General features: G+C 43.9%; 29 protein-coding genes. 12 read left to right on the top strand and 17 right to left on the bottom strand.

Going from position 1 to position 26,240, the window contains the following annotated elements; translation table 11 throughout:
• Positions 1–14: 14 nt before the first annotated feature.
• The 3 genes from HUG15_RS08050 to HUG15_RS08040 form a co-directional block, all read right to left on the bottom strand.
• Positions 15–161, bottom strand: a complete 147-nt coding sequence (locus HUG15_RS08050; protein WP_200128170.1) for a hypothetical protein — start codon at positions 159–161, stop codon at positions 15–17.
• Between the two features lie 203 nt (positions 162–364).
• Positions 365–577, bottom strand: coding sequence for a DNA primase (locus HUG15_RS08045; RefSeq protein WP_200128169.1), 213 nt, complete (start codon positions 575–577; stop codon positions 365–367).
• Between the two features lie 520 nt (positions 578–1,097).
• The gene (locus HUG15_RS08040; RefSeq protein ID WP_200128168.1) at positions 1,098–1,331 is read right to left on the bottom strand and encodes a hypothetical protein; all 234 of its coding nucleotides are present in this window, start codon (positions 1,329–1,331) and stop codon (positions 1,098–1,100) included.
• Between the two features lie 133 nt (positions 1,332–1,464).
• Between HUG15_RS08040 and lplA the strand changes: the two genes are divergently transcribed.
• From lplA to HUG15_RS08015, 5 genes are all read left to right on the top strand, one after another.
• Positions 1,465–2,454 carry a lipoate--protein ligase gene (lplA, locus tag HUG15_RS08035; protein ID WP_200128167.1) on the top strand — a complete coding sequence of 330 codons (990 nt, stop codon included), beginning with the start codon at positions 1,465–1,467 and terminating at the stop codon, positions 2,452–2,454.
• Positions 2,455–2,481: 27 nt separating this feature from the next.
• Positions 2,482–3,423 carry an agmatinase family protein gene (locus HUG15_RS08030; RefSeq protein ID WP_200128166.1) on the top strand — a complete coding sequence of 314 codons (942 nt, stop codon included), beginning with the start codon at positions 2,482–2,484 and terminating at the stop codon, positions 3,421–3,423.
• A 113-nt stretch (positions 3,424–3,536) separates the two neighbouring features.
• Positions 3,537–4,658: a sporulation integral membrane protein YtvI gene (gene ytvI, locus HUG15_RS08025; protein WP_200128165.1), complete on the top strand. Its 1,122-nt coding sequence runs from the start codon at positions 3,537–3,539 to the stop codon at positions 4,656–4,658.
• A gap of 202 nt (positions 4,659–4,860) precedes the next feature.
• Positions 4,861–5,862 (top strand): peptidoglycan-binding protein, encoded by a 1,002-nt coding sequence (locus HUG15_RS08020; RefSeq protein ID WP_200128164.1) that lies wholly within the window; start codon positions 4,861–4,863, stop codon positions 5,860–5,862.
• Between the two features lie 709 nt (positions 5,863–6,571).
• Complete coding sequence (locus HUG15_RS08015) at positions 6,572–6,718, top strand: hypothetical protein (protein ID WP_200128163.1); 147 nt, start codon at positions 6,572–6,574, stop codon at positions 6,716–6,718.
• 44 nt (positions 6,719–6,762) lie between these two features.
• Here the strand turns inward: HUG15_RS08015 and HUG15_RS08010 are convergent, their stop codons facing one another.
• The 10 genes from HUG15_RS08010 to HUG15_RS07965 all read right to left on the bottom strand — a co-directional run bounded on the left by HUG15_RS08010 (position 6,763) and on the right by HUG15_RS07965 (position 14,411).
• Positions 6,763–7,629 carry a helix-turn-helix domain-containing protein gene (locus tag HUG15_RS08010; RefSeq protein WP_200128162.1) on the bottom strand — a complete coding sequence of 289 codons (867 nt, stop codon included), beginning with the start codon at positions 7,627–7,629 and terminating at the stop codon, positions 6,763–6,765.
• Between the two features lie 106 nt (positions 7,630–7,735).
• Positions 7,736–8,041 (bottom strand): hypothetical protein, encoded by a 306-nt coding sequence (locus tag HUG15_RS08005; protein WP_200128161.1) that lies wholly within the window; start codon positions 8,039–8,041, stop codon positions 7,736–7,738.
• A 477-nt stretch (positions 8,042–8,518) separates the two neighbouring features.
• Positions 8,519–9,307 (bottom strand): hydroxyethylthiazole kinase, encoded by a 789-nt coding sequence (gene thiM, locus HUG15_RS08000; RefSeq protein ID WP_246516552.1) that lies wholly within the window; start codon positions 9,305–9,307, stop codon positions 8,519–8,521.
• A gap of 253 nt (positions 9,308–9,560) precedes the next feature.
• Positions 9,561–10,385: an ectoine/hydroxyectoine ABC transporter ATP-binding protein EhuA gene (gene ehuA / locus HUG15_RS07995; protein ID WP_200128160.1), complete on the bottom strand. Its 825-nt coding sequence runs from the start codon at positions 10,383–10,385 to the stop codon at positions 9,561–9,563.
• Positions 10,382–11,050 carry an ectoine/hydroxyectoine ABC transporter permease subunit EhuD gene (ehuD, locus tag HUG15_RS07990; protein WP_200128159.1) on the bottom strand — a complete coding sequence of 223 codons (669 nt, stop codon included), beginning with the start codon at positions 11,048–11,050 and terminating at the stop codon, positions 10,382–10,384. Before ehuD ends, ehuA begins: the two co-directional genes overlap by 4 nt.
• Positions 11,047–11,715: an ectoine/hydroxyectoine ABC transporter permease subunit EhuC gene (ehuC, locus tag HUG15_RS07985; RefSeq protein WP_200128158.1), complete on the bottom strand. Its 669-nt coding sequence runs from the start codon at positions 11,713–11,715 to the stop codon at positions 11,047–11,049. The genes ehuD and ehuC overlap by 4 nt, the downstream gene beginning before the upstream one ends.
• Before the next feature lie 146 nt (positions 11,716–11,861).
• The gene (gene ehuB / locus HUG15_RS07980; RefSeq protein ID WP_200128157.1) at positions 11,862–12,713 is read right to left on the bottom strand and encodes an ectoine/hydroxyectoine ABC transporter substrate-binding protein EhuB; all 852 of its coding nucleotides are present in this window, start codon (positions 12,711–12,713) and stop codon (positions 11,862–11,864) included.
• Positions 12,714–12,983: 270 nt separating this feature from the next.
• Complete coding sequence (locus tag HUG15_RS07975; protein ID WP_200128156.1) at positions 12,984–13,460, bottom strand: hypothetical protein; 477 nt, start codon at positions 13,458–13,460, stop codon at positions 12,984–12,986.
• Positions 13,451–14,035, bottom strand: coding sequence for a GNAT family N-acetyltransferase (locus HUG15_RS07970; RefSeq protein WP_200128155.1), 585 nt, complete (start codon positions 14,033–14,035; stop codon positions 13,451–13,453). The genes HUG15_RS07975 and HUG15_RS07970 overlap by 10 nt, the downstream gene beginning before the upstream one ends.
• Before the next feature lie 178 nt (positions 14,036–14,213).
• A complete protein-coding gene (locus HUG15_RS07965) occupies positions 14,214–14,411 on the bottom strand; it encodes a cold shock domain-containing protein (protein WP_200088989.1) in 198 nt (65 codons plus the stop codon).
• Positions 14,412–14,696: 285 nt separating this feature from the next.
• Between HUG15_RS07965 and HUG15_RS07960 the strand changes: the two genes are divergently transcribed.
• The 4 genes from HUG15_RS07960 (at position 14,697) to HUG15_RS07945 (ending at position 20,024) form a co-directional block, all read left to right on the top strand.
• On the top strand, positions 14,697–16,436 hold the full coding sequence (locus HUG15_RS07960) for a carbon starvation CstA family protein (protein WP_200128154.1): 1,740 nt from the start codon (positions 14,697–14,699) through the stop codon (positions 16,434–16,436).
• 490 nt (positions 16,437–16,926) lie between these two features.
• A complete protein-coding gene (locus tag HUG15_RS07955) occupies positions 16,927–17,190 on the top strand; it encodes a cory-CC-star protein (RefSeq protein WP_246516551.1) in 264 nt (87 codons plus the stop codon).
• A 171-nt stretch (positions 17,191–17,361) separates the two neighbouring features.
• A complete protein-coding gene (locus HUG15_RS07950) occupies positions 17,362–19,083 on the top strand; it encodes a carbon starvation CstA family protein (protein WP_200128153.1) in 1,722 nt (573 codons plus the stop codon).
• An 11-nt stretch (positions 19,084–19,094) separates the two neighbouring features.
• A complete protein-coding gene (locus HUG15_RS07945; RefSeq protein WP_200128152.1) occupies positions 19,095–20,024 on the top strand; it encodes an ArsA family ATPase in 930 nt (309 codons plus the stop codon).
• 215 nt (positions 20,025–20,239) lie between these two features.
• On the opposite strand, the gene HUG15_RS07940 is transcribed toward HUG15_RS07945, so the two are convergent.
• Together HUG15_RS07940 and HUG15_RS07935 are read right to left on the bottom strand one after the other, a co-directional pair.
• On the bottom strand, positions 20,240–21,103 hold the full coding sequence (locus HUG15_RS07940; RefSeq protein WP_246516550.1) for a glycine betaine ABC transporter substrate-binding protein: 864 nt from the start codon (positions 21,101–21,103) through the stop codon (positions 20,240–20,242).
• Between the two features lie 92 nt (positions 21,104–21,195).
• Complete coding sequence (locus tag HUG15_RS07935; RefSeq protein ID WP_246516549.1) at positions 21,196–22,410, bottom strand: M24 family metallopeptidase; 1,215 nt, start codon at positions 22,408–22,410, stop codon at positions 21,196–21,198.
• A gap of 195 nt (positions 22,411–22,605) precedes the next feature.
• Here HUG15_RS07935 and HUG15_RS07930 point away from each other — a divergent pair, with 195 nt between their 5' ends.
• Positions 22,606–23,334: a GntR family transcriptional regulator gene (locus HUG15_RS07930; RefSeq protein ID WP_200128151.1), complete on the top strand. Its 729-nt coding sequence runs from the start codon at positions 22,606–22,608 to the stop codon at positions 23,332–23,334.
• Positions 23,335–23,416: 82 nt separating this feature from the next.
• On the opposite strand, the gene HUG15_RS07925 is transcribed toward HUG15_RS07930, so the two are convergent.
• Positions 23,417–24,058, bottom strand: a complete 642-nt coding sequence (locus HUG15_RS07925; protein WP_200128150.1) for a spore coat protein — start codon at positions 24,056–24,058, stop codon at positions 23,417–23,419.
• Between the two features lie 272 nt (positions 24,059–24,330).
• On the opposite strand from HUG15_RS07925, the gene HUG15_RS07920 reads away from it, so the two are divergent.
• Positions 24,331–24,582 (top strand): hypothetical protein, encoded by a 252-nt coding sequence (locus tag HUG15_RS07920; RefSeq protein WP_200088977.1) that lies wholly within the window; start codon positions 24,331–24,333, stop codon positions 24,580–24,582.
• Between the two features lie 67 nt (positions 24,583–24,649).
• On the opposite strand, the gene HUG15_RS07915 is transcribed toward HUG15_RS07920, so the two are convergent.
• A complete protein-coding gene (locus HUG15_RS07915; RefSeq protein ID WP_200128149.1) occupies positions 24,650–25,861 on the bottom strand; it encodes a DUF418 domain-containing protein in 1,212 nt (403 codons plus the stop codon).
• A gap of 155 nt (positions 25,862–26,016) precedes the next feature.
• Here HUG15_RS07915 and HUG15_RS07910 point away from each other — a divergent pair, with 155 nt between their 5' ends.
• Positions 26,017–26,238, top strand: coding sequence for a DUF1659 domain-containing protein (locus HUG15_RS07910; RefSeq protein WP_200128148.1), 222 nt, complete (start codon positions 26,017–26,019; stop codon positions 26,236–26,238).
• Positions 26,239–26,240: the final 2 nt, after the last annotated feature.

The following is a 26,240-nucleotide window of genomic DNA, read 5'->3' as shown; positions in this document are numbered from 1 at the left end:
CGTTCGCGACTGGATTACATCTCTTCATCCATTTCTTCGCCGCCGTCATCCATTCCATCGTCCATACCGTCGTCGCCGTCATCCATATCACCGTTGCATGCTGCTAACATTCCAACAGCAAAAATACTGGATAGTGCTCCATACAACAATTTCTTACTCATTTGTTGATCCTCCTTATGTTTAATCGCCAGTTTCTCTACATTATCTGGCTACTAGTCAAGGATATTCCACGTGGATAAGCAATTAAAACGAGAAATATGTTTTTTACAAATTATCACACATTCATGCGATAGTATGAAATTACAAAAAGGGCCCTTATGTACATAAAGACCCTCTTTATCGACCTCTGGCTCAGGCGGCTCGGTTAGGCGCCTTCTTCCATGTCGTCTTCCATATCCATATCCATATCATCATCCATGTCCCCGTTGCCATTGTCCGGTCCGCCATCGTCCATTTCTCCACCGTCGTCATCCGGTTGATCTCCGCCATCATCCGGTTGGTCTCCGCCATTACAAGCCGCCAACATTCCAACGGTAAAGATTCCGGATAATATGCCATACAATAATTTCTTGTTCATTATAACTTCCTCCTTGGATACATGATTCCAGCAATTGATTTGCTTGGTTAAGATTCTTCCACTCATTTTTGCGTCTTATTCGAGGTCGATCATTTTCACATACTTTTTCATGATTCTTTTCCATAACGTTAGCCGTTTCGAACGCCCCATGGGGCGTCTCGGAGTGTCATGGGACCCGAAATCGATTAATCTGACCTGTTTCGGTCGCCATAGGACGGTCATGGAACCCGAAACTAGAAGATCTGACCTGTTTCGGTCGCCATGGAGCGTTCATGAAGCCCGAAAATGGTAGATCTGATCCGTTTCGGGCACCATGGGGCGTTCATGGAAACCGAAATCGAATAATCTGATCTGTTTCAGTCGCCATAGGACGGTCATGGAACCCGAAACTAGAAGATCTGACCTGTTTCGGGCACCATGGGGCGTTCATGGGGACCGAAATCGAATAAAAACGATGAATGTTCCTTCCTTGAAGCTCCTCGCAAAAAAGAAGCCCGAGCATTTCTCGCAGCTTCTTAGATCACGTTTCTTCGCTCTGTTTTTTTGAGGAAAAAATTCGATCCAACCCTATATAAATGGAGAAAAGCAATAATGACACAAACGTGAATGCCAAATAAAACCGAACCACCCAATTTCGTCCTACTTCAAGCATTTCGTTCGCAAATATTCCTGCGCCTATTGCCATAAGAATAATGATAAATGCAATCGTGCATTCTAATTTACGGCTTTGAATCAAGGTGATAATTTCTTTCATGACGCTCCTCCTTTCGGGTTTTTTAGTATATCAAGTATATCACAGAAATTCGCTTTTCAAACCGTTAACGTGCAATCTTGTTACTGATTTTATACAATGGGAGATGGCACTTTTTTTCATGGAGGGAAAGCGAATGATCTTTGTTGATAATGATAATATCACAGATCCAAGTATAAATCTTGCCATCGAGGAGTATATTCTCACGAATTTCCAGGAAGCCGATATGTATTTGCTGTTTTATGTGAATGAACCTTCGATTATCATCGGCAAAAATCAAAATACAATCGAGGAAATCAATACAGACTACGTAGAGGAAAACAATCTGCACGTTGTTCGGCGTCTATCGGGTGGCGGCGCTGTCTATCATGATCTGGGCAACTTAAATTTCAGTTTCATCAGCGAAGATGACGGGAACAGCTTCAATGACTTTCGAACCTTCACAGAGCCTGTCGTCACCGCTCTGCAACAAATGGGCATCCCGGCTGAACTTAGCGGAAGAAACGATCTACAGGCGAACGGATATAAAATTTCGGGCAATGCGCAATTTGCTTCTCGAGGGCGCATGTTTAGCCACGGAACGTTGATGCTGGATTCAGAACTGGAAAACGTTGTCTCAGCGTTAAATGTCAGTGATGAAAAAATTCGCTCAAAAGGGATTAAATCCATTCGTAGCCGAGTAGCAAACATCAACGATTTCCTCGAAAACAAAATTGCGATGGATACGTTTAAAAAAACGCTCTTGCATCATCTCTTTGAAGGAGACAGCGCCTTTGAGCGTTACACATTGACCGACGAAGACTGGAAGCATATTATGGAAATCTCGGAAAGCCGATATCGAAACTGGAATTGGAACTACGGAAAGTCCCCCAAATATGACGTGAAAAAATCGAAAAAATTTGCTGCCGGTTTAGTGGATTTTCGTTTCAAAGTACAAAAAGGCATTATCGGCGATACGTCCATTTATGGCGATTTCTTTGGGACAGGCGATGTCAAAGACATTGAAGCGCGCTTGAACGGAACGAAATATGAACCAAAGGCCATCGCCGCTACGCTTAAGGGTATTGACACGCAAACATACTTTGGACCAATTGTAAAAGAAGACATTCTTGATTTATTGTATTAATCACCGACGACAACAGGAGGTTGTATGATGAGAGACTATGTATACGGAAATACGCCTTGCTTTTTAGACGCTACTTGGGCTGTTGATAAAAATAACCGCGGTGCCGACGTCCTTGTTTACGGTGTCCCTTGGGAAGGAGGGGTCACATGGGGGGATTATACAGGGGTCGAACTTGGCCCAAAATCGATGCGGCTTGCCTCCGCCCGTTACAGCGGCTACCTTCCCGAGCTTGATCATATCAATGTTTTTGAGCATTTACAATTGGCTGATATGGGCGATGTGGATGTCGTGCCGGCCGAAATCGACAAAACGATGCAACGGATCACCGCTTTTTCCCGAGAGATATGGGAAAGCAAAAAATTTCCGGTCGCCCTCGGCGGCGATCACAGTATCACGTACCCGATTATTCAAGCATGGAGTGATACAAATCCGGATAAAAAAATAGGGATCATCCACATGGATGCCCACTACGACAACATGCCGCATTTTAACGGCGACAAATATGCCCGTAACACGCCATTTGCCCGCCTGTATGAATTAGATGGCGTACGCAATGAAAGCCTTTTGCACGTTGGTATCCACGGTCCGCGCAACAAGCCTGAGAGTGGCCGCTACGCACGCGATGCCGGCGCTAAAACGCTCACGATTAATGATATCCGTGCAGGCGGCGAATTGCGTGCCCTCGCGAATGATATTTATAAACAGGCAAGCGAAGGAACGGACGCCGTTTATTTATCGATATGCAGCGATGTGCTCGATCACGCGTTTAACCCGGGAGGTCCGGTGGATGCCAACGGTTTAAGCTCCTATGAACTATTGACGATGATCCATGAATTTGGGAAATTAGGGCTATGCGGGATGGATTTTGTGGAAGTGTATCCGCAACAAGATGCTACTGATTTTTCTTCCCACTTGGCTTCGACGGTTGTCCTTTATGTCCTTGCCGGCCATGCACTCGGACAATCATAACAATACCGCTCGGCAGGGAGCCTCTCATCTCTCCCTGCCGGGGGGTTTTCATACATACAAAATTGCAATAAGATGTATTTGTTCCTACCTCGTTTCGGAAAGGGCGAACTGGAATGACAAAAAAACAGGCCTGGACCATAGGGCGAGCGGTCATCATGATCGGCAGTATCATTCTACTCTTTTTGCTCGCAGCCTATTTATTTACACTTACGTACCCGTTCATTATTGCCGCGATCATCGCTTGGATGCTCTCGCCACTGCTTAAATTTTTAAAAATAAAACTAAATTTCCCCTCCAGTCTGGCATCCTTCGTATCTTTGCTCGTCGGCATATCCTTATTGGGGGGCATCATCACCGGGATTACGTTTCTTCTTATTTACAGTTTTCGCCAATTCTCCGAGCAGTTGCCGACGTGGATTGAGCAAGGTGCCGAGCAGTTACAGCGAATATTTAACGAAACCATTTTACCTGTATGGACAGAAATGAGCGGTTTTTTTGATAATTTAGACGCGACGCAACAAGAAACGATGCAACAAGGAATTGCCCAACTCGGCAATCAACTCGGCAACATATTGGGCAATGTCGGTCAAGCGATTGTCGATGGCTTGGGCAATGTTTTCACAGCGATTCCTACTTTTTTGCTTGTCATCCTTTTTGTCCTGCTGGCTATCTATTTCATGGGCAAGGATGCCGGCGCAATTAAACTGGGAATGCAACGCAGAATTCCGGCATTCGTACAAGCAAAGTTCGTGCTGTTCATGCAACAAATGCGCGTGCGAGTGTTTGGGTTTGTGCGGGCGCAACTAATTTTAATGTTTATTACGTCCATTATTGTTTTGATCGGCTTAGTAGCATTAGGGACGGAAAACCCGTTAACGCTTGCCATTATTATCGGAGTTGCCGAAATCCTTCCTTACTTGGGGACCGGAACAATTTTGATTCCGTGGGCAGTTTACAGTTTTATTACGGGAGAAATTTTTATGGGCATCGCTTTGTCGATTCTTTACATTGTCGTTGTCATCGTCCGACAAAGCATAGAGCCGAAAGTGCTGTCCGTCAGCATGAATTTAAATGCTCTCAGTGTGTTGTTTTCCCTGTTCATCGGTTTACAACTTTTCGGCCTCATCGGCTTGTTTATCGGTCCCGCGTTGCTTGTCGTCATTACCATTCTAAATGATATAGGGGTAGTCGCGGACATTGAAGATTTTATTTACAACGGATTTAAAGAAAAATGACGTTCGGGATTCTTCAGCAAATATCCGTAAAATGTGTGTTTATTACAGAGCTTGGAGCAGAAACACCCCCTATTACAAGCGGTTTGCAGTTCGTTTAAATCCCTTGTAATTCCCTTGTCTCCTCTTTTAAAGCTTGCTAGGATGCTAGTGGTTGGCCAAAACACAACCACCAGAATTTCTACCAAGAGGAGGAGTTTGCTACATGCGGAAAATGCAAACCCCTAAATGGGTAAAAAATTTCGGTTTGTCTACGCTGGTTGCCGGATTTGTTTTCCTGGCTTTACCAATTGCCACCGATGCCAGTGATTTTGGAGACGAATTGTTAACGGAAGGAATAGAGGATACCCACGTCGAAACGCTTCAAGATTTACTTATAGAGGAAGAACAATTAGAAAAAGCTTCAGCAGACGGTGTTTACAATAATGCAACTACCGAGGCAGTTAAATCTTTCCAAGAAGAAAACGGCTTGCTTGCCGATGGCCTTGCCGGCCCGCAAACCCTCGGTGCATTGAAAACACTTGAAGAAGGCGATGAAAGTGCGCTTGTGGAGGATCTCCAAGAAACATTGGAAGAAGCCGGTCATTATAACGGCGATATAGACGGTGATTTTGATGCTGAAACAAACGAAGCCGTTAAAAACTTTCAAGAAGCTGCCGACATTTCAGCAGACGGTCTTGCAGGCCCTAAAACATTCGGAGCTCTTTATTATGAAACAGACGCTATAGAGGAAGAACCTGAAGCAGAAGAAGCGCAGGAAGAAAGTAGCGAAGAAGCAGCGGAAGAAGAAGCAATAGAGGAAACGACGGAAGCGGAAAACGAAGAAACTAGCACTGAACAAACGGAACAAACGGAAGAAACGGAAGAACCAACATCGGCTGACGCTGACAACGAATCTTCTTCCGAAAGCCCTGAAGGTACGACGTATCAAATGGAAGCAACAGCCTACACCGCAGAATGTAACGGTTGCTCCGGAATCACAGCAACCGGCAAAGATCTTCGTAACGATCGTAACGCAAATGTCGTAGCCGTTGACCCTAATGTTATTCCTCTCGGCTCCACCGTCCATGTAGAAGGATATGGCGAAGCCATTGCGGCAGATACCGGCGGTGCTATCAACGGGGAAAAAATTGACCTTCATGTTCCTACCAAAGAAGAAGCTACAAGCTTCGGGCGACAAAACGTGGAAGTGACAGTTCTCGATTAAATACCCTGATTCCCCTGCAAATAAGCAGGGGATTGTTATATCGAAGCAATTTTCTACAAAAAACAACAAAAGCCGTCAATACTCCGCTGCGTGAGGAGATAACGAATCACTTTCTGCCCGGAAGTACAAAGTAATCCCTCAAACGGGGGTCGAGTTGCCCTGAGAGGGACAAAATTCATCTTAGGCGAATGGATGTATACCATTTTTTAATAATAATGAAAGGACTTTTGAAACACGCCGCTAGTGGAACGTACCAGAAATTCCTGCACAAAAAATCCGGATAAACGATGATCTACCACGGCAATTGAGGATTCAAAATGCAGTTTTTCAACCCGATCAGTCCTCAAAGGATCGGGAGATATGTGAATAGGAGTTTCGGAAAGATTTTTGATATAGACCACTAGATCTCCAACATTGATATCGGTCGTTGTTTGTGAAATGTGGCCGAAGATGATTTACGAACTCACAGGACCGAAAAACGTCTTCTTTCACTTACTTGTGCACAAAACGGCTGTGTCATTTATTTTCTCCTGTTTCCTCGTAAATATTTTCTGACAATATTCGCGCTGGTTATGCTCATAGTTATTAATTCGACAAATGATGTCGATATAGCAATGTTTTTATAGATTCTTGTCATCTCATGGCTGTTCTTGTCCAATTGCCTCCTTTATATCCTTTGGTATAGGATACTGCTAAGGAGGTGCAAGCAATGAAAAAAACAATCTTTGCATCGGCACTAATCGGAATGGTCGTGATCGGAAGCCTTAGTTTGGGAGCGTCCTTAACGGGAATTGAGAGTTACAGTCTCCCCTTTGCGCACAGTATTTCAACACTAGCGTTGCCATTTGCACACTAGAAGCAAAGGGAGCATTCTCCCCTTTGCTTTTTTTCAGTAAATGTTCATTCATTTTCTCCCATCTCTTTTTTAGCCATTTCCGCTAGATGTTCTTTTTTTGCTACCTCAAATATGCCGATGGCTTGTTCGAAATGCTTCTTCCAAATTTTAAAATTTAATTTTCGTTCACAATACCCTTTTTGAAATAGTAATTCGCCGAGCAAGTACATCATTTCATGGCGTACGCAAATCTGTATTCCTCGATCAGCCACCTGCAATCCTTCATTATAGCGCCTTTCTATTGTGTGAATGTTGGATAGGTTATACCACATTCTTACTTTAATGCTTGGTTGTAGATTAGGTACAAATACACTGGCATTTACCGCTCTTAGAAGATTTTCATGTGCTTCTTTACACTTACCTTCAGAGTACTGGATAATCGCCATGCTGTTCATAATTTCAATTTCCCGTTCCGTATACATCGTGCTCCCTTTATAGGTAAGAGCTAAACTTTCATCCATATATTCCATTGCTTTTTGATAATCTCCATGTAAATGGTATACACAAATGCCCAAATGCCATAAGCGAAATTGTTGCAAATAACTATTGTTAAAAAATTTATCATGTTCGTGGCTTTGGAGCGTTTCCATTGCATCTTCATAATCATAATCACGTATTTTCTGCCGAATCTCATTTTTAAGTTCTTCTATGTAATCAACACGCTCGTGTTCTCCCATCTGAAAAAAATAATTGACGTCGAGATCCAGTTTTTTAGCAATTTCATACAAAGTGGAAGATAGCGGAATGATGTCTCCTTTTTCGATTTTGCTGATTTGAGCTTGTGTACAAATATCTTCCGCAAGTTGCTTTTGTGTTAACCCCTTCATCTCTCGATAATAGCGAACATTAAAACCTATCGTATCGTACTGCATAGTATCCTCCTTTCTCTCCCACCCCTTCATAGTACTACGTTTTTCGTAATTAAGCACCAAAAAAATCCCGCACCATCTCCATTCATGATACGGAATTCAATCTCTCCTATGAAACTTCAATCGCTTTTTCGGAACGATAGGCGTCAACTAAAAGCAAAATCGCGGTAAGTGTATGCATCATCCAACCCAAGAACGGAATAAACCCCACAGCGGATGTGACAATCCCGAGAATGCTGCCATGTTTGTTTCTTCCTTCATTAATACTGATGATTAATGTGATGATGTGCAAAATCAGCATGACAACAAGCGGAGACCAACTCATGGAAAAGATGATGGAACCGCCAATGACCGGTAACGCCCAGAATGCTTCCAGCCCTCCCGTGACCCATTTCATAAATGATGAACGATTCATAATCAAGAACTCCCCTATATATCGGTATTCGTTTACTTATAGATCATCTACATTGAATATACACGACATAACAACAAATTTCATTAATGAGGAACTGGAAAACGAGAGTTTCATCTTTCATCCTGCCCCGTTTCTCCTTTTTCATCACGGAGAAACAATTCCGAATAAATGAATAGCTGCCGCTAAGCTCACATATTATTTATAAAATGTTGAATTTTCATGTTTTATTGGTAACTAACTGTGGAATAGAGAAGTAAAACCAAATTCAATAACGGAAAGAGGGATTTCATTGGCACTCGAACTTATTGCAATTCTTGGAATAGCCGCAATATTGGTAGGCGTTTGCCTTGTCATGACAATCACCATCTTTAGACTATCATCAAAAAAAGACGTCTGATCACGTTGCGAAGCCGTATCTGCAAACAAGATACGGCTTTGCGGTGCGCATTTGCTCGGGTATAAGCTTGAAATGTTGCACTACATTTGGTACACATTTGTTTTTTCATGGCTATGATCGTCACTAATCGATCCGAGAGCATCCAAAAAACGTTGTTGGAACGTACCAATCCCGTCTGTCTTCGCACATGCGTATGCGTCTTCAGCGGCGAAGCTATATTGGGCAAGCGCATCCGTTGCGGTTCGTGTAATATCTTCGTTAGTTTCCTTTGAGGCGATATAGGCTGATACAATGGCTCCGAGCAAGCAGCCCGTGCCAACAACACGCGAAAGCCACGCGTGCCCATTTTTTATGAGAAAGGTGTGCTCTCCGCCACTTACGGCGTCTATTTCACCAGTGACGCAAACCACTGTCTCCAATACATTAGCTGCCTCTTTTGCCAAGGTCTCCGGGGGCATGTTGCTTTTTCCTTCCACGCCATGCATATCCGCGTGCATGCCAATGAGTGCAGCAATTTCCCCGCCGTTTCCGCGAATGGCATCGACCTTTACTTTACCTAAAAGTTCCTTGACAACACGAGTGCGATAAGCGGTTGCTCCAACCGCAACAGGATCTAAAACGATCGGGGTTTGATTTTCATTCGCGGACCGGGCAGCGAGCCGCATTGCTTCATATTGATAAGGGGTCAATGTTCCGGTATTTAGCAATAAGCCATCAGCCTTTTGCGCCATTTCCTCTACTTCTTCATGGTTCGCTGTCATCACAGGCGCTGCTCCGACCGCCAATAACCCATTTGCCGTGAAATTCGTCACGACATCATTCGTGATGCAGTGAACGAGGGGGTTTTTTCTTCTTACTCGATCAATCAAATGTCTTCACCCTTTCAAACGTCTTAGAAAAACTTGGCTTATCGCCAAGGATGGCGAAAGTCAAAGTCTTTTCTTATACTATCATCCGAACAATTTATACATTCTGATAATGTTAGAAAAACTTGACTTCCACCAAGTCTTTATAGTGGAAGCCTTAGTTTATCTTATACTTTAATCCTTTAACAAAGTTAAACATTCTTAAAGTGTGAAAAAAATCGATTCAGCACTACCTTTGTGCTGAACCGATTCCCGATTAACCACCCTCGTTAAACCTTCCCAAAAATGATTGCAAGCGTTCACTCTGAGGATTCTCAAGCACATCGCCGGGAGGTCCTGCTTCGGCTATTTTCCCATTATCTAGAAAAAGGACACGGTCCGCGACGTCCCGGGCAAAATCCATTTCATGCGTAATGATCATCATCGTTGTGTCTCCTTCGGCAGCAATGTCTTTAAGGACCTCAAGAACCTCTCCCACAAGCTCGGGGTCAAGGGCGGCCGTAACTTCATCGAAGAGCATCACCTTAGGTTGCATGACGAGGGAACGGGCAATCGCCACGCGTTGTTGCTGACCTCCGGACAATTGCGAAGGGTATTGATCGACTTTATCGCCAAGCCCTACTTTCTCCAGCATTTCCTTGGCTCTTTTCTTCGCTTCGTCTTTGCTAATCCCAAGCACATGGACAGGTGCTTCCGTACAATTGCGCATAATCGACATATGCGGGAAAAGATTGTATTGCTGGAAGACCATTCCGATCTTTCCTCTCACTTTGCGCATATGTTTTTCATCAGCGGGGACAAGCTTACCATTCACTTCTTTATGCCAAAGCATTTCTCCGTCGACTTCGATCGTTCCTTCCGTCGGATCTTCCAACGTCATCAGCATACGAATAATCGTTGTTTTCCCCGAGCCGGAAGGTCCGATCAAAGCAACTTTTTCCCCTTGTTTGACATCGAGATTCAAATCGTTCAGTACGACGGTATCCCCAAAGGCTTTTTTGACATCTTTATAGCGGACAACCACACTTTCGAGATCGTCTTCAGGAGCCTTCTTTGTTTCTTCCGCTACTTCTTCTGTCATGTTTTCACACCCTTTTCAGAACTTCCGGGCATTTGACCCGATCGTTTTTCCAAATATCGAATGAACAACGCGGATGGGTAACTAAGTACAAGGAATAAGAAACCGACAATCGTGACCGGTTCCAGAAAACGGTACGTGTCGGAACCAATCATTTGTGCCACCGCTAACATTTCCAGCACGTAAATTCCGGATAACAATGGTGTTTCTTTAAACAGTACGATCAAATAATTTCCCAACATGGGGATGACCGGCGGTATCGCTTGCGGTAAAATGACTTTTTGCCACGTATGCGCCGTTGAAAAGTTCAATGCCTTGCTGGCCTCCCATTGACTGGCCGGGACAGACTCTATACCGGATCGATACACTTCCGATACATACGTGGCGTAATGAACGCCAAGCACGATTGCCCCTGTCAAAAACGGACTCATATCAAAGGCAAAATAAACGAAGAATAATTGTACAAGGGGCGGTGTCATACGGATAAATTCGATAACACCTGCCACAAAGAGAGATAATGGCTTGAAACTTGACCTTCGCAGCAACGTGAGCACAAGCCCAAGTGTCAGAGAAATAAAATATGCGGCAACTGTCGCCCCAATTGTAACGCCAATGGCGTTTAAGATATCCGGGAATATTTCAAATGCAAACTCCCAATCCCATGTCATGCTGTGCTCACCCCTTTAGATGCTTGTTTCTCCAACCATCTCGTCAATAAGACAAGGGGAAGCGCGATTACAAAATAAGTAAACAATAAATACGTATAAATCTCCACTTGGCTGCTAAGCGCCGTATTCGCGCCTCGAAGAATATCCGCTCGATACGTCATATCGGCGAGCGAAATAAAGTACACGAGCGAGGTTCCTTTTAATAACTCAATGGAATTATTCCCGATCCCCGGCAACATGATGCGAAACGCCTGCGGCAAAATAACGAGACGCATGCGTTGAAACTTTGACATGTTGAGGGAAACGGCTGCCTCTTTTTGCCCTTCCGGCACGGATAAAACGGCACCGCGAACGACTTCGGACGCATATGCGCCGTAGTTAAACCCGAGCGCAAGCCCGCCGGCCAAAAATGTGGATATCGTAAATGGAGCCAGCGACGGGAATACGAACGCAAAGAAAAACATCTGCACAAGTAAGGATGTCCCCCGAAATAACTCGACAAAGATAGTAGCGACCACTCGTACAATCGCAAGATTAGCTGTCCTTGCAAGACCGGCCACAATCGCGATGGAATAAGCCAATGCAGCGCCGAACAAAAATGCTTGTACGGTCGTGGACAATCCTTCTAATATGAAAGGTAAAAATTCTCCAATATTCGTAAACACAAGCACCTCTCCCAAAAGCTGACGTTCATTTTAGAAAAACTTGACTTCTCGCCAACAATGGTGTAAGTCAAAATCTCTTCTGTTAGTGTAATGGAAAAAAAGCACGGTGGGCGATTGTTGACACCGTGCTTCTTTTATCATTGATTCTATCCTTCACACCGTTCTTCGGTTGTCGTCTCGTCCATGACAACATCATCCTCTTCGAAACCAAACTCCGCGATAATCTCCGCGATTTCCCCGGAGTCTTTTAATTCCTGCAGGCTTTCGTTATAGGCTTCACGCAATTCTTCGTCATCATCGCGAAAAACAGCGGCACCGTATGCAACCTGCTCTTCTCCATCAATCTCCGGGTCCGTAAAATCTTCCGGCTGCTCGATCGCGTCTGTATCCGCATTTTCCATCGCCGAGTTCATCGTCGCACCCGTCATCACCGTCGCGTCAACATCCCCGGCTTCAAGGGCGGCAATGTTCCCAGGAATGTCATCGGCATACTGAATATTATCTTCATCAATGCCAAGGTCTTCAAACATTTCAACCTGGTTGGCCCCCGACATGATCGATACAGTCGCGTCTTCCTCAACGATATCTTCATAGCTGTGTAAATCCAATGGATTTCCGGCTTCAACAGCCATTCCCTCGCCATAGCTGTATTCGATATCTCCGAAACTTGCATTTTCACAACGATCCGGTTGTATATCCATCCCCGCGGTAACAACATCATAGTTGCCGGCATTTAAACTCGGAATAAGGTTCCCGAATTCCGTAACCGTCGCTTCAACATCCTCGACGCCCATGTTCTGGAAAACTGCTCTGGCAATTTCCGTACTGGCACCGGTAGCCGTTTCGCCATCAAGATAGCCATACGGTTCTTCATTGGCAACCCCTACCTGTACAACACCATCTTCTTCAAGATCTTCTACCGTCGTTTCGCCACCGCCACAAGCGGCAATGAGCGCTCCGACACCCGTCAATGCAAAAATAAGGCCCCTTTTTTTCATTTGTCAATTCTCCCCCTCTTAATAATTTTGCTAAAAATAATGGATGAATATCTGATATGTACTACAGCTTTTATCCATACGCTGTAGCTTTGTATCATCATATCACATATAACTTTTGGTTCAAATTTACCGATCAATTAAAATTTTTCTTATAAAAGCATCACATGCGCTGCAATCTCGTTATGATAGATTACATGGTTATATCTTATTCTACGGGCATATTTTGAATCTATGCTTGTTTTTTTAAGAATATTTCATGATCAACCGGTTTCAGACCCCCCTGATTTTATCCTCATCTCCCGCTTCCATTCTTTTATGGCGTGTATATATATTCACGTTTACAACGATTAACGCGATAGGAAATAAAGCCGTAAACGGAAAAACGTCCGGTTCGACATCAATGATGGCAAAATGCTCGAAGATCCCTACCAAAATAAGGATTACCCCTACTACCCGTAAACTAATTCGAAAGCTCAAACGATAGGATGCAAACGTCTTCGGAGCCAGGCTTCGTTCGGCGTCCAATAAGCCTCGGAAAAAGGGAAGCAGCCGTTCAAGCACTGCCCTTTCCCCACGCCCTTCAATCATCGCCCATACGATAAAGAGTACGCCAAGCGCCGGCACTACGATTGTAAAAGGAAGATAGATAAACAAATACATATACACAAAAAAAACGATGGTAAAAAGGATGCTGACAAGAAAATGATCGGTCTTTTTTTTACGTCGGTACGTTTGTATTAATTCCATCCTTTCACCTCCCGCATCTCATCCCTAGTAATATACCGTATCCATTCTTCCCGCAATAAACTATATTGCACGAGGTCATGGTAGTGATCATATAGCCATTCCCCATCACGAACGACGCCCTCAAAACGGAAACCAAGCCTTTTTGGGATCGCCTGGCTTTCATAATTGGTCATTCCGCATTGGATTTGCACACGGTTTAATTGATAATCGTTAAATACGATCGCCAATACCGCTTGTGTAGCTTTTGTCATAATACCTTGCCCGGTATACGCTTCGGAAAGCCAATAACCCAAAGACGTCCTTTTGTTCATCCAGTCGATGTCATGTAAACCGATAACGCCGACAAGAACGCCGTCTTTCTTAATCCCCGCCTGAAACCCTCTGCCATCCGCATATTGTTGGAGCCAAGCGTGAATGACCGGTTGATAATCCGCCACGGTCTTCATGGCATCAACCCACGGCAACCATCGCCTGAGGTGACCTCGGGAAGCGTGTACAACTGAATATAATTCTTGGGCGTGTTGCACCTCAATAAGATGTAAGTACAGATCTTCTCCCAAAGCTACTTTAAACATGATAACTCCTCTCCCAAAGCCAAAACAGGGGATTTTAGAAAAACTAAGGCTTCCACTAAGTCTTTATAGTGGAAGCCTTAGTTTTACTTATACTTTAATAAAGGTAAACATTCTTAAAGTGTAAAAAAAGCGATCCCGTGATTGATGTCTACACGGAATCGCTATTCCCTATGATTCTCTATTGACGCACAACGTTAGCCGCTTGAGGGCCACGATCGCCTTCAACAATTTCAAATTCTACCGTTTCGCCGTCATCCAACGTTTTGAATCCTTCGGCTTGGATTGCGGAGAAGTGAACGAATACGTCATCTCCATCCTCCCGTTCGATAAAACCGAACCCTTTTTCTGCGTTAAACCATTTTACTGTGCCTTTCATCTCGTACAAAGGCCTCCTTAAACTTAAATTCTGAAGTGATATACGATTAACCCTGTTGGATCTTTTGATCGAGCAGAGGCCTGTGATTCACAGTTCGTTCATCACTTTCACATTAACAAGGTAACACGTTTAAGTTCCTATTGCAACAGATTATACAAGTAATCACCGAATTTTTTTAACCTTGTAACAAACATTCTTTTTTAAATGGAATTTTTGTCAGTGTTCGTCCATATTATGGTATACTGAGAGAATATTTCATAATTTTAAAAAGGATGTGAAAGTTGTATGCCGGGAATAGGAGTAGCTGCCATTGGACTCATCATATTCGCGCTGGGATACTTATACTATTCCAAGTTTATAGCCAGAAAAATTTATCGTCTTGATCCCGACTTTGTCACTCCTGCTCACCAGTTTAACGATGGCGTCGATTTTGTTCCAACGAAAAGAAGCGTCGTTTGGGCACATCATTTCACCTCAGTTGCAGGTGCCGCGCCGATCCTGGGACCGGCCATTGCCGTTTACTGGGGGTGGCTGCCCGCTTTTATTTGGATCGTTCTTGGAACCGTCTTCGCGGCCGGTGTTCATGACTTTGGGGCGATCGTACTGTCCGTGCGCAACAAGGGACGTTCTATCGGTACACTTGCCGACCGTTTAATCGGCCGGCGGGCAAAAATGTTGTTCCTTTTTATTATCCTCATTCTCGTATTGATGGTTAATGCTGTCTTTGCCTGGGTCATTGCCAATCTGTTTGTCTCTTTTCCGGCAAGTGTGTTATCCATCTTTATTCAGATCCCGCTCGCGGTGATCATTGGGCTCTATTTTCTTCGGCGCGGAAAAGGCTTGCTGTTTCCATCCATCATCGCCTTAATTATTATGTATGGAACAGCCGTGCTTGCAAGCGGGATTCCCGCGTTACAAATTGACTTGGTGAGCTACTTCGGCGGCGAAGATGCAACTGTCGCCTTCGGGTTAGATGCTGTTTCCATGGCGTTTTTCATATGGATTACCATCTTGATGATTTATGTCTACTTTGCTTCTACGTTACCCGTCTGGAAACTATTGCAACCACGGGATTATATTAATGCCCACCAACTTATCGTCGGCCTCGGGCTTTTGTACTTCGGACTGTTGGTCACCAATCCGGAAGTCAATGCGCCTGTAGCTCGTTCCGTCGATGACGTTTCCTGGTTTCCGCTTCTTTTCATTACCATTGCCTGCGGGGCGATTTCAGGCTTTCATTCCCTTGTCTCCTCAGGAACGACATCCAAACAATTGAACAAGGAAACCGACGCTCGCGCAGTTGGTTACGGAGGTGCTATTGGCGAAGGAATCCTCGCGCTCCTCTCGATCATAGCCGTTGTCACTTTATTTTCATCCCAAGATGAATTTACCGCCACTTATTCCAGTTTTACGACTGCCAATGAAATTGGTTTGAACAATTTCGTTGAAGGTGCCGCCAATCTCGCGAGTGGACTCTTGATTCCGGAAGCGGCCGCTCAAACGATCGTGGCCGTCATCGTGGTCAGCTTTGCCGCAACCACCCTAGACACCGCCGTTCGCTTGATGCGCTACATTATCTCCGAGATCGCTACTGAGTATAAGGCTTATGCTCTGACGAAAAAGCACGTGGCGACAGCCATTGCTGTTGGCTCAAGTATGGCGCTTGTCCTCATGCCGGGAGATGAAAGAGGTTTCGGCGCGGGTGGTTATCTCCTCTGGCCGTTGTTCGGGACATCGAATCAGTTGCTCGCGGGAATCGCGCTCTTGCTCATTTCGATCTGGCTGCGAAAACAAGGGCGTAACTTCCTCGTCACCTTTATTCCAATGGTATTTGTACTCTTCATGACACTTTGGGCGATGATCTCCCAAGTTTGGGGACAATGGGCTTGGTACGGGACGGAAGCCAACATGCTCCTCTTTATCCTGGGTGCGATCATTCTCATTTTTGCCGTCTGGATTTGCCTGGAAGCCTATCTGTTGTTTAAAAATGATAAAACGCAAGGACTGGAAGATGACGACCAGTAAATAGGTTGCTTTACCTTTTAAGGTCAACTGTAAAAAATAGATGCGATTGCACCTCCGAACAGCATTCTTTTCCGTTATGGGGTGCAATTGGATCTTTCATTGTACCCTTACCCGACATTAGTTTCCGTTCCAGGTTGGGTATGGATGTGGGTGCTCCGAGTTGAACAAGTGCATAGTAATCCCTCGGACAGAGATCGAGCTGCTTCGAGAGGAACTAATGAAGCATAATAATTCCCCGGACGGAAGTCGAGCTGCTTCGAGAGGAACTAATGAAGCATAGTAATTCCCCGGACGGAAGTCGAGCTGCTTCGAGAGGAACTAATGAAGCATAGTAATTCCCCGGACGGAAGTCGAGCTGCTTCGAGAGGAACAAGACAAACACTGAATCACGAACTAATGTCCGTAGACCCCACATCACCTGTGAAAAATTTTCGTCATTACGGATTCATTTGCTATAATACGTGGAAAACAATGAAATGGAGGGTCACCATTGGGGTTGAAAGATCAGCTATCACGTGCCCTGGCGTTTTATGATGAAGTGCTTCGTTTGCCGCATCGTGCCGAGATTAAACGGGAGCTTCGAGACGAAAATGATATTTTTTACCTGCTCTCTTTTTCCGAAATGCTAGGATTGCCGAACCCTGTTTCCTACTATACGCTAGAGTTGTATCCGGAAATGATTGAAGACTTTCATGATTGGCATTTGCGAATGGGTATGGAAAAATCCCCATTGGATGGTATTCGTTGTTGCTAAGAAGCAAGTCTAACTCTTGCTTCTTTTTTAACATGTTTGCCGAGAAATCCCCTTCAAAATCTTTAATTTAGGTGGCGAGGTTCACTGAATCCTTGTTATTGCAAAAAATATGTCAAATTTTTATAATGGACGCTGAATCGCTTTCAATATTTTAGTAGGATGTGATCATGAATGTCGGGAATTTTGCTTGCGATCCTCGGTATGATTGTTCTCGCCTTTGGATATCGCTTTTACTCCAAATATATCGCGAGACATATTTACCGTTTGGATCCGAACTTTCAAACACCTGCTCATCAGTATAATGACGGGGTTGATTTTGTACCTACGAGAAAAAGTGTCCTTTGGGCCCATCATTTTACGTCCATTGCCGGTGCCGCTCCGATTATGGGGCCGGCCATTGCCGTTTACTGGGGTTGGCTGCCCGCTTTTCTATGGGTCATTCTCGGAACCGTTTTCGCCGCCGGCGTCCATGATTTTGGCGCCCTTGTCATTTCGGCACGAAACAAAGGACGATCCATCGGCACATTAGCCAACCGCTTAATCGGGCGACGGGCAAAGTTGCTCTTTTTATTTATCATACTGCTGCTTTTGGTCATGGTGGTTGCCGTCTTTGGCTGGGTGATTGCCAATTTGTTCATCACATATCCGGCCAGTGTTCTTTCTGTGTTAATTCAAATTCCTCTCGCTGTGATTATCGGGGTTTACTTTCTGCGCCGGGGAAAAGGAATGCTTCTTCCATCCATCATTGCCTTGGTTGTTATGTATGGAACAGCTGTCCTCTCCACTTACATACCGGCTCTGCAAATCGATCTCGTGCAGTATCTCGGCGGAGAAGACGCGACCATCGCTTTCGGTTTGGACGCGGTGACCATGTCCTTTTTGATCTGGCTGCTCATTTTGTTCGCGTATGTCTACGTGGCTTCTACACTTCCCGTGTGGAAATTGCTGCAGCCTCGAGATTACATTAACGCACATCAAACGTTTGTCGGTTTGACCATCTTTTTAATCGGTCTGCTGTTTTTAAACCCGGAAGTAACGGCTCCGACTACGCGTTCCGTGGATGATGTTTCCTGGCTCCCGCTTCTCTTTATTACGATTGCCTGCGGTGCCGTATCCGGTTTCCACTCGCTTGTGGCTTCGGGTACCTCTTCCAAGCAATTGAATAAGGAAACAGACGCCCGCCTTGTCGGTTATGGGGGCGCTGTAGGAGAAGGCGTAGTCGCGCTTATATCGATCATTGCCGTTGGAACCTTGTTCGCCACGACAGACGACTTTTTAGCGGCTTACCCTAGTTTTAACGTTGCGAATGAGGAAGGGCTCGGCAATTTTATTGAAGGTGCCGCCCAACTTGCCACCGGCTTGTTCGTCCCCGAGGCAATCGCCCAGACGATAGCAGCCGTTATTGTCGTGAGCTTCGCGGCGACAACGATGGACACCGGCACGCGATTAATGCGCTACATTATCTCTGAGCTTGGCCGTGAGTACAAGGCTGTCACGCTGACGAAAAAACACGTGGCAACATCCATCGCCGTTGGTGCAAGTTTCATCCTTGTCCTCCTTCCTGAAGAGGAAAGAGGGCTGGGAGGTGGCGGTTATATTTTATGGCCGCTTTTCGGCACGACCAATCAGTTACTCGCCGGCATCGTCCTTATGCTCATTTCGATATGGTTGATCCGACAGGGAAGAAACTTTCTCATCTCGTTTATACCGATGGTCTTTCTCATTGTAATGACGGTTTTTGCTTTAATCACCCAAATTAGTACGGAATGGTGGGGCGATTGGCTGCTCGTCGTTCTTGGATCCATCGTGCTCGTATTTGCCATGTGGATTATCTTGGAGGCCTATGTCCTATTTAAAAATGAAAGAGGCGAAAAGCTAGAGGATGACCAATAAGGAGGCCGTATATGCAAAACCATTCGGTTGTCTTTTTCGGCGGAAAAGGCGGGGTGGGCAAATCAACGTGCTCCGCTGCCTTTGCCCTTTCCGCCGCCCAAAACGACAAAAAAGTACTGCTCGTTTCCACCGATCCCGCCCATAATCTTGAAGATTTGTTTGCCGTAAGCATTGGAAACACCATTTCGCGGTTGCAAACAAATTTATATGGGTTGGAAATTGACGCAGGGGAAGAATCAAAACGCTACATCGAAGGCGTCAAGGAAAATTTGCAGGGGCTCGTCCATGCCCATCGCGTAAGTGAAGTACACAGACAAATCGACATGGCCGCCAACACACCGGGGGCTGATGAGTCCGCCCTTTTTGACGCCCTTGTGAACATCATTCTCGAGCAAACCGGTCACTTTGATCTGATCGTTTTTGATACTGCGCCCACCGGGCATACGTTGCGGCTGCTTTCTTTGCCGGAGATGATGGAAGCATGGATCGATGGCATGTTAAAACGCAGGCGTACGGTAAATGAAAACTACAGCCAACTATTAAATGATGGGGAGCCTGTCGAAGACCCTATTTATCAAACGTTAATGAAGCGAAAGCAAAAATTTGCGGAAGCGAGGAAATGGTTTTTAGACAAAAGAAAAACAGGCTTCGTGTATGTGCTTACACCTGAACGGCTCCCGATTGAAGAGACGTCGCGGGCGGTTGATCAGCTTGCTCAAGCGAAAATGAACGTGAATACATTAATCATCAATAAATGCCTACCCGACGAAGCCGATGCTTCTGTCTTTTTCCAAAAACGAAAACAACAAGAACAGCACTATATTCAAATGATTCACGAGCAATTTAAAAAACAGAAGAAAATTTTTCTCCCATTATTGGCTGAAGATATTTCCACAAAAGCGAATCTTCAAGACATATCCAAACAATTGCAGATGATTTGAATACCTGTCCAGGGTATGGAAGCTGTTCATCTGATGTTCCTATCACCGGATAGATATTAATGATTCAGCTTTCCTCCTCTGAAAACACCTGAGACAAAAATCCCACCGATAAGACAAATTATCGGTGGGATTTTCTATTATAGTTCTTTATTTAGTTTGCAGAACAAAAATGTTCTTTACTGTGTTCGCACGATGAAAGGATTCCTCTAAGATAGTTACTCAAGCCATTCGTCAACAACTTCTTGGTTGTTTTCCATCCACTGCTGTGCTGCTTCATCGTCATCTTCTAACTCGTTTTGCAGAGTAAGCAGTTCAGATAATTGATCGTCTGTGAAATGCAAATTGTTAAGCCACTCTATGATTTGAGATTCTTCTTCAGCTAAACCATGACGTGCAATATAATAGATATCATCGTCATCTCCGTATACGTTATCAGGATCCCCCAAGTATTTAATGTCATAGTTGCCAAACGTCCAGTGTGGGCTCCAAAGGGTCACAGCAATAGGTTCTTCTTCCGCGTACGCAGAGTCAAAAGCACTGAGCATCCCTTGCTCAGAAGACGTTTGTAACGTGAATTCAAGATCATAATAGGGAATAATTTCCTCTTCAGTGGTCGATGATATGGCCGCTCCGGGGTCTATACCTATAATCGTTCCGTCTAATTCATCTACATAATCATTGAGGTCGGCAATTGTCTCTACATCTTCCATGTAGCTAGGGACGGCTATCCCTAGTTCAGTGCCTTCATAAAAAGCACCCTCTTCTTGAACATCATGCGCATCATCTGAGACGAAATGGTCATCAGTAAAAGGCAGCCAAGCAGAAAAGCCAATATCGACATCACCAGTCTCAACGCCTTCATACAAAGCCGCTTTTTCCAAACTTGATCGTGTCACATCGTATCCTTGCTCTTCTAATAATTGCGCCCACATAGCGGATACAACTGTATTCTCGGCATAATTGGTATAACCAATCTGAATAGAATCCCCAATTTCATCGTTTCCTTCTTCACCGTTGCCATTTCCACAGGCAGTCATTGTAAGCAAACCAACTAAGCCAATACTGAATGTTTTATTCATCTAAATAACCCCTCCAAATTTTCCCTATTATGTACATTTGCATGTCCAACGCATTGAACGTAGCGGTTCTTTCAACTTATGCGTTGTTCCATTCAGGATAATAACTTTTCTTCAAATGGAAAGTTCGAAAAATTTTCTGTTCCATTTTCCGTGACCAATAATTGTTCTTCGAGTTTCACCCCTTCTTTTCCGCCTTCGGCGCCAATATAGCTTTCTACCGATATCACCATATTTTCTTGAATAACCCCGTCATATCCCTTTTCTTCAAAATCCTGAGGATATACAATGTATGGATATTCTCCACTGAGCCCTGTGCCATGTGCAACAGTAAAATAACGGTTAGCAAAAAATTCATCAGGAATTTCCCAACTTTTATCTGCATACTCCTTAAAGGTCATCCCGGGCTTAAGCAATTCTTTGTTGTATTGAATTTGTTCAAAAGCTGCCTGATAAAGCCGTTTTTGTTCATCTGTCGGTTCACCTTCACCACAATAGAATGCACGACTAATATCCGTATAATAACCAAAAGGGCCATTCAAATCTGTATCGAAGGCCACGATTTCCCCGTCTTCAATCACCTTATTACTACATTCTTGAAACCACGGATTCGTTCTATGACCCGAACTTAATAAGCGTGTTTCAATATAATCCCCGCCATTGGCAATATTGGTTTGATGCAGATGTGACCATAATTCATTCTCCGTTATTCCCGGAACTAAAGCTTCTTTCATCCGGACCATACCAGCCTCTGTGGTGCGAACGGAAATCTTCATCGCTTCAATCTCTTCCTGACTCTTGATACTGCGAGCATGTTCAATGGGTTCTTGCCCATCCACGACCTGAACACCTTCATTTGCAAGCGCAATTGCTCCAGCAGGATCCAGTCGATCCACTGCAAGTTTTTCATCTTTTCCAGCATATTGTTGCATTAAATCCGCAATTTCCTGAGCCCATTCTTTTGCGGTTTCCTGCAGATGATACCCAGCTGACACATATGACATTGTCTTAGCCGGGCGAACCTCATCAATAGTTTCAATTCCTTCTGAGAGATGCTCACAATTCGGAAAATCATATAAGATAACAGGTCCTTCTGTTGGAATAAAAACATAGCGTGCAGGATTTCTTAACATGAAAATTTGCATGTTCCGACTTCCAGTCGCATACCGCAAATTGACAGGGTCAAAAATGACAATACCGCCATATCCAAGCGACTTAAGTTGTTCCCTCACCCTGCCCAGGCGATATTGACGCATACGAACAAGGTCAATCTGTGTTTTATCATGACGAATACTGGTTAGTTTATCCATACTTTGCCTCCATAACTGTAAAAATATTCATCTTATAGTAGTTATAAGATTTTCTGAATCATTAATAAGTATACATCAATCAACTCATCATTACAAGTTATGAATCATAATGATGAGTATGCGATGTATTTTCTTTCGTGTTTTACATTTACAGATTTGGTATCATAGATTTAAGTATACTAAGGAGTAGATCACATGGAAAAACAGACAATGGACAATACCAACCGCATTCCGTTATATCAACAAATTAAAGAACTTATCCTTCAAAACATTCAAAATCGTATCTGGAAGCCTGGTGAATACATTCCTTCAGAAATCAAACTGCTGGATGAATTTAATGTAAGTCGAACCACGTTGAGACAAGCTATTTCATCATTAGTGCAGGAAGGTATTTTGGATAGTCAGCAAGGAAAAGGAACGAAAGTAAACACGTATACACCTATAAACCGTATTCAATCTTCAACCATACGTTTTGAAGAGCAAGGTGATAAATTCACATCAAAAATATTACGGATGGATTTTTCCTTAGAGATGTATCATGCTAAAAAGCAGCTAAATAAGCCTGAAAATGAAAAAATATTTTTATATGAACGAGTGCGTTTTGCAGATGGCACCCCGATTGCCATTTTACAATTTTATACTACGGAATCTATAGGCCGATTATTTATGACCAATCAAAGTGACACAAAAGAGCCTTACGCTATTATTGAGGAAAACAATGTAAGTTTAAAGCATGCAACAGATTGGGTTACAGCTGTTAACGCATCGACTAAAGAAGCTGATATTTTAGGCGTAAGAGGCGGAGAATCTTTGGTGCAAATCAGTCGCCTAAGCTCCGGAATTAATGATATGCCTATCGAATATTCCAGAACGATTTATCGAGCGGATAAGTTCAATTACAGCGTTACGCTCGCCAATTATTAATCAATCGTTTTGACCTGAGAACCTTAAATAGCCGTAATAATAAAAAGAAGACGATCACTATCTAGCAACCGTCTTCTCTTTATTAATGCATTTGCCCTGATCTGCTTTGCTTAATATTCGCTTGTGAAGGTTCATACGCGTGCATCATTTTGTCCATATCCATTTGCTGTAATTGGGGCACTTGATAAAACCCCCGTTTGTTTTGATAGAGAAAAAGCTCGTAAGCCATCTCAACAAAATCGTGAATGGAATCAGCGATCACCCTGCGAAGGACGGAATTGGTAATCTCCGGTGCGACAAGCGCAAACATAGATGACGTAGCCTTTACCAATCCAAGCATATGGGTAGAAATGTTCTGCTCATTTATTTCTCCCAGATTGTTGGTTGGTTTTTTAGGCGCTGACGCCTGCATTCCATACGTGATTTCAGCCATCGCCGGAATTTCATAAGGTTCAATCGTCTTCGACGGCTTTTGCCCGGTGCTGAATGCTTCCACCATCCGATTGTATTGCGTCGTGATGTAATCATATTGATGATCGAGAATGCCGAGAAGTTCCTGCTCTTTCACAAAGGGACGAAAAATCATGTATTGATCAAGCACGTTAATCGCCGTTGTCAATGCCTCATGCGCGTCAAACATTTCATGCCCGCCATGATTTTGCATCGGTTGCATGTGACCGGATTGTTGGTTATCCATGTTCATTTGCCCTTGTTGGTTTTGCATTTTTTAAGTCGCCTCCTTGTATGTGCTCATCGCTAGTATGTTATAAGGAAAAGGAAAACATGTACCTTTTTTCAACTCTATCAAAAAATCCGTCGCAATATTCGCTATGAAAAATTAGGCAATTGCCAGTGTTCTTACGCTTTATGATCCGCGGTCCACTCACTATTCGACAAAATAGCACTAAAATTTCCTATTATTTATTACAAATTTTAATTTTTTTCTACGGATGTGTTTTATAGAATGAATGAAAAGAGTTGAAAGGAGTTATTTTCATGGAAGACAAGCTAACCAAATTTGAAAGAATTGCAAAACGACGTACGGAGGAAACCGTAAAAAAAATCCGACTGATCGGGAATTTATCCAATAAGAATAATTATGAGTATACAGATGAGCATTTGGATAAAATATTTGCCGCACTCGAGGCAGAATTAAAGGCAGCACGGCGCAAATTCCATGGCCATCATAGTTCACCTGAATTTCACCTAAGCTTTGATCCGATCCGCAAGCGCAAAAAAACAAGTTAACGCAAACGGGGCCTTAGCATCTCGCTAAAGCCCCGTTTTCCAACTTCCCACCTCTCACTTCCCACTTCTAGTATTTATACGTCCATTTTCGCCACAGCGCTTCCATTGGTCCTTGTTTGAACGTCTGCAAATAAAGATTGCTGACAATAAGCTGTGCCGTAAAAATGATAACAGCAATGACCAATCCAACGCCGCTCGATATTTGCCCGAACATCCCTAACCCAAATCCATAAAAAATAAAGATGGCGATGAGGCTTTGCAATAAATAGTTAGTCAATGCCATTCTTCCTACCGCCGCAAACGGCATCAACAGCTTTTTCCAGCCCTTGGAGCGTAATACAAGCACGAGGGCGGAAACGTAGAAAAGCATGAGTAGCGGACCGGCCGCATAATTCACTCCTTCGGACATTCCGAATGTAAAATAAGAGGGAAGCGGAAGTAAATCATAATGCAATGCCGCCATGATAGCCGTTAATAAAGCCCCGCTCCAAAAACTGTGCACACAAAGCTTTTTCCATTTTTTAATATTGTTTTCAACATCATGAAACATCCCTTTTTTCCCCATATAAAGTCCGATGAGAAAGAGGGGCAACACAGCGATCACGATAAATATCGCTTGCATGAGAACGGGGAAGACTTCGTTTAGAAATCGGTACTGCAAAATGTCGCCGTACGTTCCGTTAGCCATCACAGCCTCACCCGAATCTACACTGTTTTCGAATGCAGCAAAGGACCCCATCCCACTCTCCATTTTGAATTGCAAACCTACTCCGGTTAAACTTGTCAAAAACAACATAAAAATAGAAGTCGCCCCTAGCAATGCAACAATCCAAATCATGATTGTTTTTGGTCGGCGATGGATAAAAAGGAACAGCAAAAAACCGGCAAGCGCGTAGGTATGTAAGATATCTCCCGACCATATAAACACCAGATGAACCAACCCAATGATCAACAAAAAAATAAGCCGCCTGACAAACATTCGATCAGCGTTGTAACCCTTCTCGATCAAACGGGTATAAAAAATATAAAAACCAAGCCCAAATAGCAAGGAAAACATCGGGTAAAATTTACCCTCAATAAAGATTGTATTAAAGACGTCGGCAAATGGGCTAAGCACCCCCTGGGGTACCGTCCCGCCCTCAATGTACGGGCGCAAATCGGTAAAAGCCAAGCTTTTAAACGCGTACATATTCGCGATCAAAATGCCGAAAACCGCAATTCCCCGAATAATATCAAGTGTATGAATTCGTTCATTCGCAGGTATTTGTGTCGCTTTCATCGACTCAAAACCTCCATCCAGCTAATTTAGGCGCCTATGAAAACGCCTCTTCCAGTACCATTTTACACCTATATGCCCGAAGTTGGAAATCATTAATCATAATCCCCCCTTTTTAAATTGCCACTTCGATATAGAGAGTGAAGGGAGGTGAGCACATGAACCCGGAAACATCGAGTTTGCAGCTGGTTTTTGAGGATGGAGTGGATGAATTCGGAGAGCCTGTCATTTACAGCCGACGCTTTAACAACATCAATGTTGACGCAAGCGACGAAGATATTCAGGTGATTGCCTCCGCGCTCGCTTCATTGTCCGCCGCTGATTTAAGCGGAGCCACACGTAGAAACGATTACAGTCTGTTGCCAGTGGAAGACAATTAATG

It is taken from the genome of Salicibibacter cibarius (genome assembly GCF_016495725.1).
Taxonomy (GTDB): domain Bacteria; phylum Bacillota; class Bacilli; order Bacillales; family Marinococcaceae; genus Salicibibacter; species Salicibibacter cibarius.
Note: the sequence above shows the minus strand (reverse complement) of the source record. Positions and strands in the feature narration are given on the sequence as shown.

Coding starts and splice junctions, on each gene's coding strand:
- ytvI (WP_200128165.1), top strand. CDS start 3,537: ATGACAAAAAAACAGGCCTGGACCATAGGGCGAGCGGTCATCATGATC.
- HUG15_RS08015 (WP_200128163.1), top strand. CDS start 6,572: ATGAAAAAAACAATCTTTGCATCGGCACTAATCGGAATGGTCGTGATC.
- HUG15_RS08050 (WP_200128170.1), bottom strand. CDS start 161: ATGAGTAAGAAATTGTTGTATGGAGCACTATCCAGTATTTTTGCTGTT.
- HUG15_RS07920 (WP_200088977.1), top strand. CDS start 24,331: ATGGAAGACAAGCTAACCAAATTTGAAAGAATTGCAAAACGACGTACG.
- ehuD (WP_200128159.1), bottom strand. CDS start 11,050: ATGACATGGGATTGGGAGTTTGCATTTGAAATATTCCCGGATATCTTA.
- lplA (WP_200128167.1), top strand. CDS start 1,465: ATGATCTTTGTTGATAATGATAATATCACAGATCCAAGTATAAATCTT.
- HUG15_RS08040 (WP_200128168.1), bottom strand. CDS start 1,331: ATGAAAGAAATTATCACCTTGATTCAAAGCCGTAAATTAGAATGCACG.
- HUG15_RS08020 (WP_200128164.1), top strand. CDS start 4,861: ATGCGGAAAATGCAAACCCCTAAATGGGTAAAAAATTTCGGTTTGTCT.
- HUG15_RS08010 (WP_200128162.1), bottom strand. CDS start 7,629: ATGCAGTACGATACGATAGGTTTTAATGTTCGCTATTATCGAGAGATG.
- HUG15_RS08045 (WP_200128169.1), bottom strand. CDS start 577: ATGAACAAGAAATTATTGTATGGCATATTATCCGGAATCTTTACCGTT.
- ehuA (WP_200128160.1), bottom strand. CDS start 10,385: ATGACAGAAGAAGTAGCGGAAGAAACAAAGAAGGCTCCTGAAGACGAT.
- HUG15_RS07935 (WP_246516549.1), bottom strand. CDS start 22,410: ATGGATAAACTAACCAGTATTCGTCATGATAAAACACAGATTGACCTT.
- HUG15_RS08030 (WP_200128166.1), top strand. CDS start 2,482: ATGAGAGACTATGTATACGGAAATACGCCTTGCTTTTTAGACGCTACT.
- HUG15_RS07915 (WP_200128149.1), bottom strand. CDS start 25,861: ATGAAAGCGACACAAATACCTGCGAATGAACGAATTCATACACTTGAT.
- HUG15_RS07930 (WP_200128151.1), top strand. CDS start 22,606: ATGGAAAAACAGACAATGGACAATACCAACCGCATTCCGTTATATCAA.
- HUG15_RS07945 (WP_200128152.1), top strand. CDS start 19,095: ATGCAAAACCATTCGGTTGTCTTTTTCGGCGGAAAAGGCGGGGTGGGC.
- HUG15_RS07965 (WP_200088989.1), bottom strand. CDS start 14,411: ATGAAAGGCACAGTAAAATGGTTTAACGCAGAAAAAGGGTTCGGTTTT.
- HUG15_RS07960 (WP_200128154.1), top strand. CDS start 14,697: ATGCCGGGAATAGGAGTAGCTGCCATTGGACTCATCATATTCGCGCTG.
- ehuB (WP_200128157.1), bottom strand. CDS start 12,713: ATGAAAAAAAGGGGCCTTATTTTTGCATTGACGGGTGTCGGAGCGCTC.
- HUG15_RS07940 (WP_246516550.1), bottom strand. CDS start 21,103: ATGAATAAAACATTCAGTATTGGCTTAGTTGGTTTGCTTACAATGACT.
- HUG15_RS08005 (WP_200128161.1), bottom strand. CDS start 8,041: ATGAATCGTTCATCATTTATGAAATGGGTCACGGGAGGGCTGGAAGCA.
- HUG15_RS07970 (WP_200128155.1), bottom strand. CDS start 14,035: ATGTTTAAAGTAGCTTTGGGAGAAGATCTGTACTTACATCTTATTGAG.
- HUG15_RS07910 (WP_200128148.1), top strand. CDS start 26,017: ATGAACCCGGAAACATCGAGTTTGCAGCTGGTTTTTGAGGATGGAGTG.
- HUG15_RS07950 (WP_200128153.1), top strand. CDS start 17,362: ATGTCGGGAATTTTGCTTGCGATCCTCGGTATGATTGTTCTCGCCTTT.
- HUG15_RS07925 (WP_200128150.1), bottom strand. CDS start 24,058: ATGCAAAACCAACAAGGGCAAATGAACATGGATAACCAACAATCCGGT.
- HUG15_RS07975 (WP_200128156.1), bottom strand. CDS start 13,460: ATGGAATTAATACAAACGTACCGACGTAAAAAAAAGACCGATCATTTT.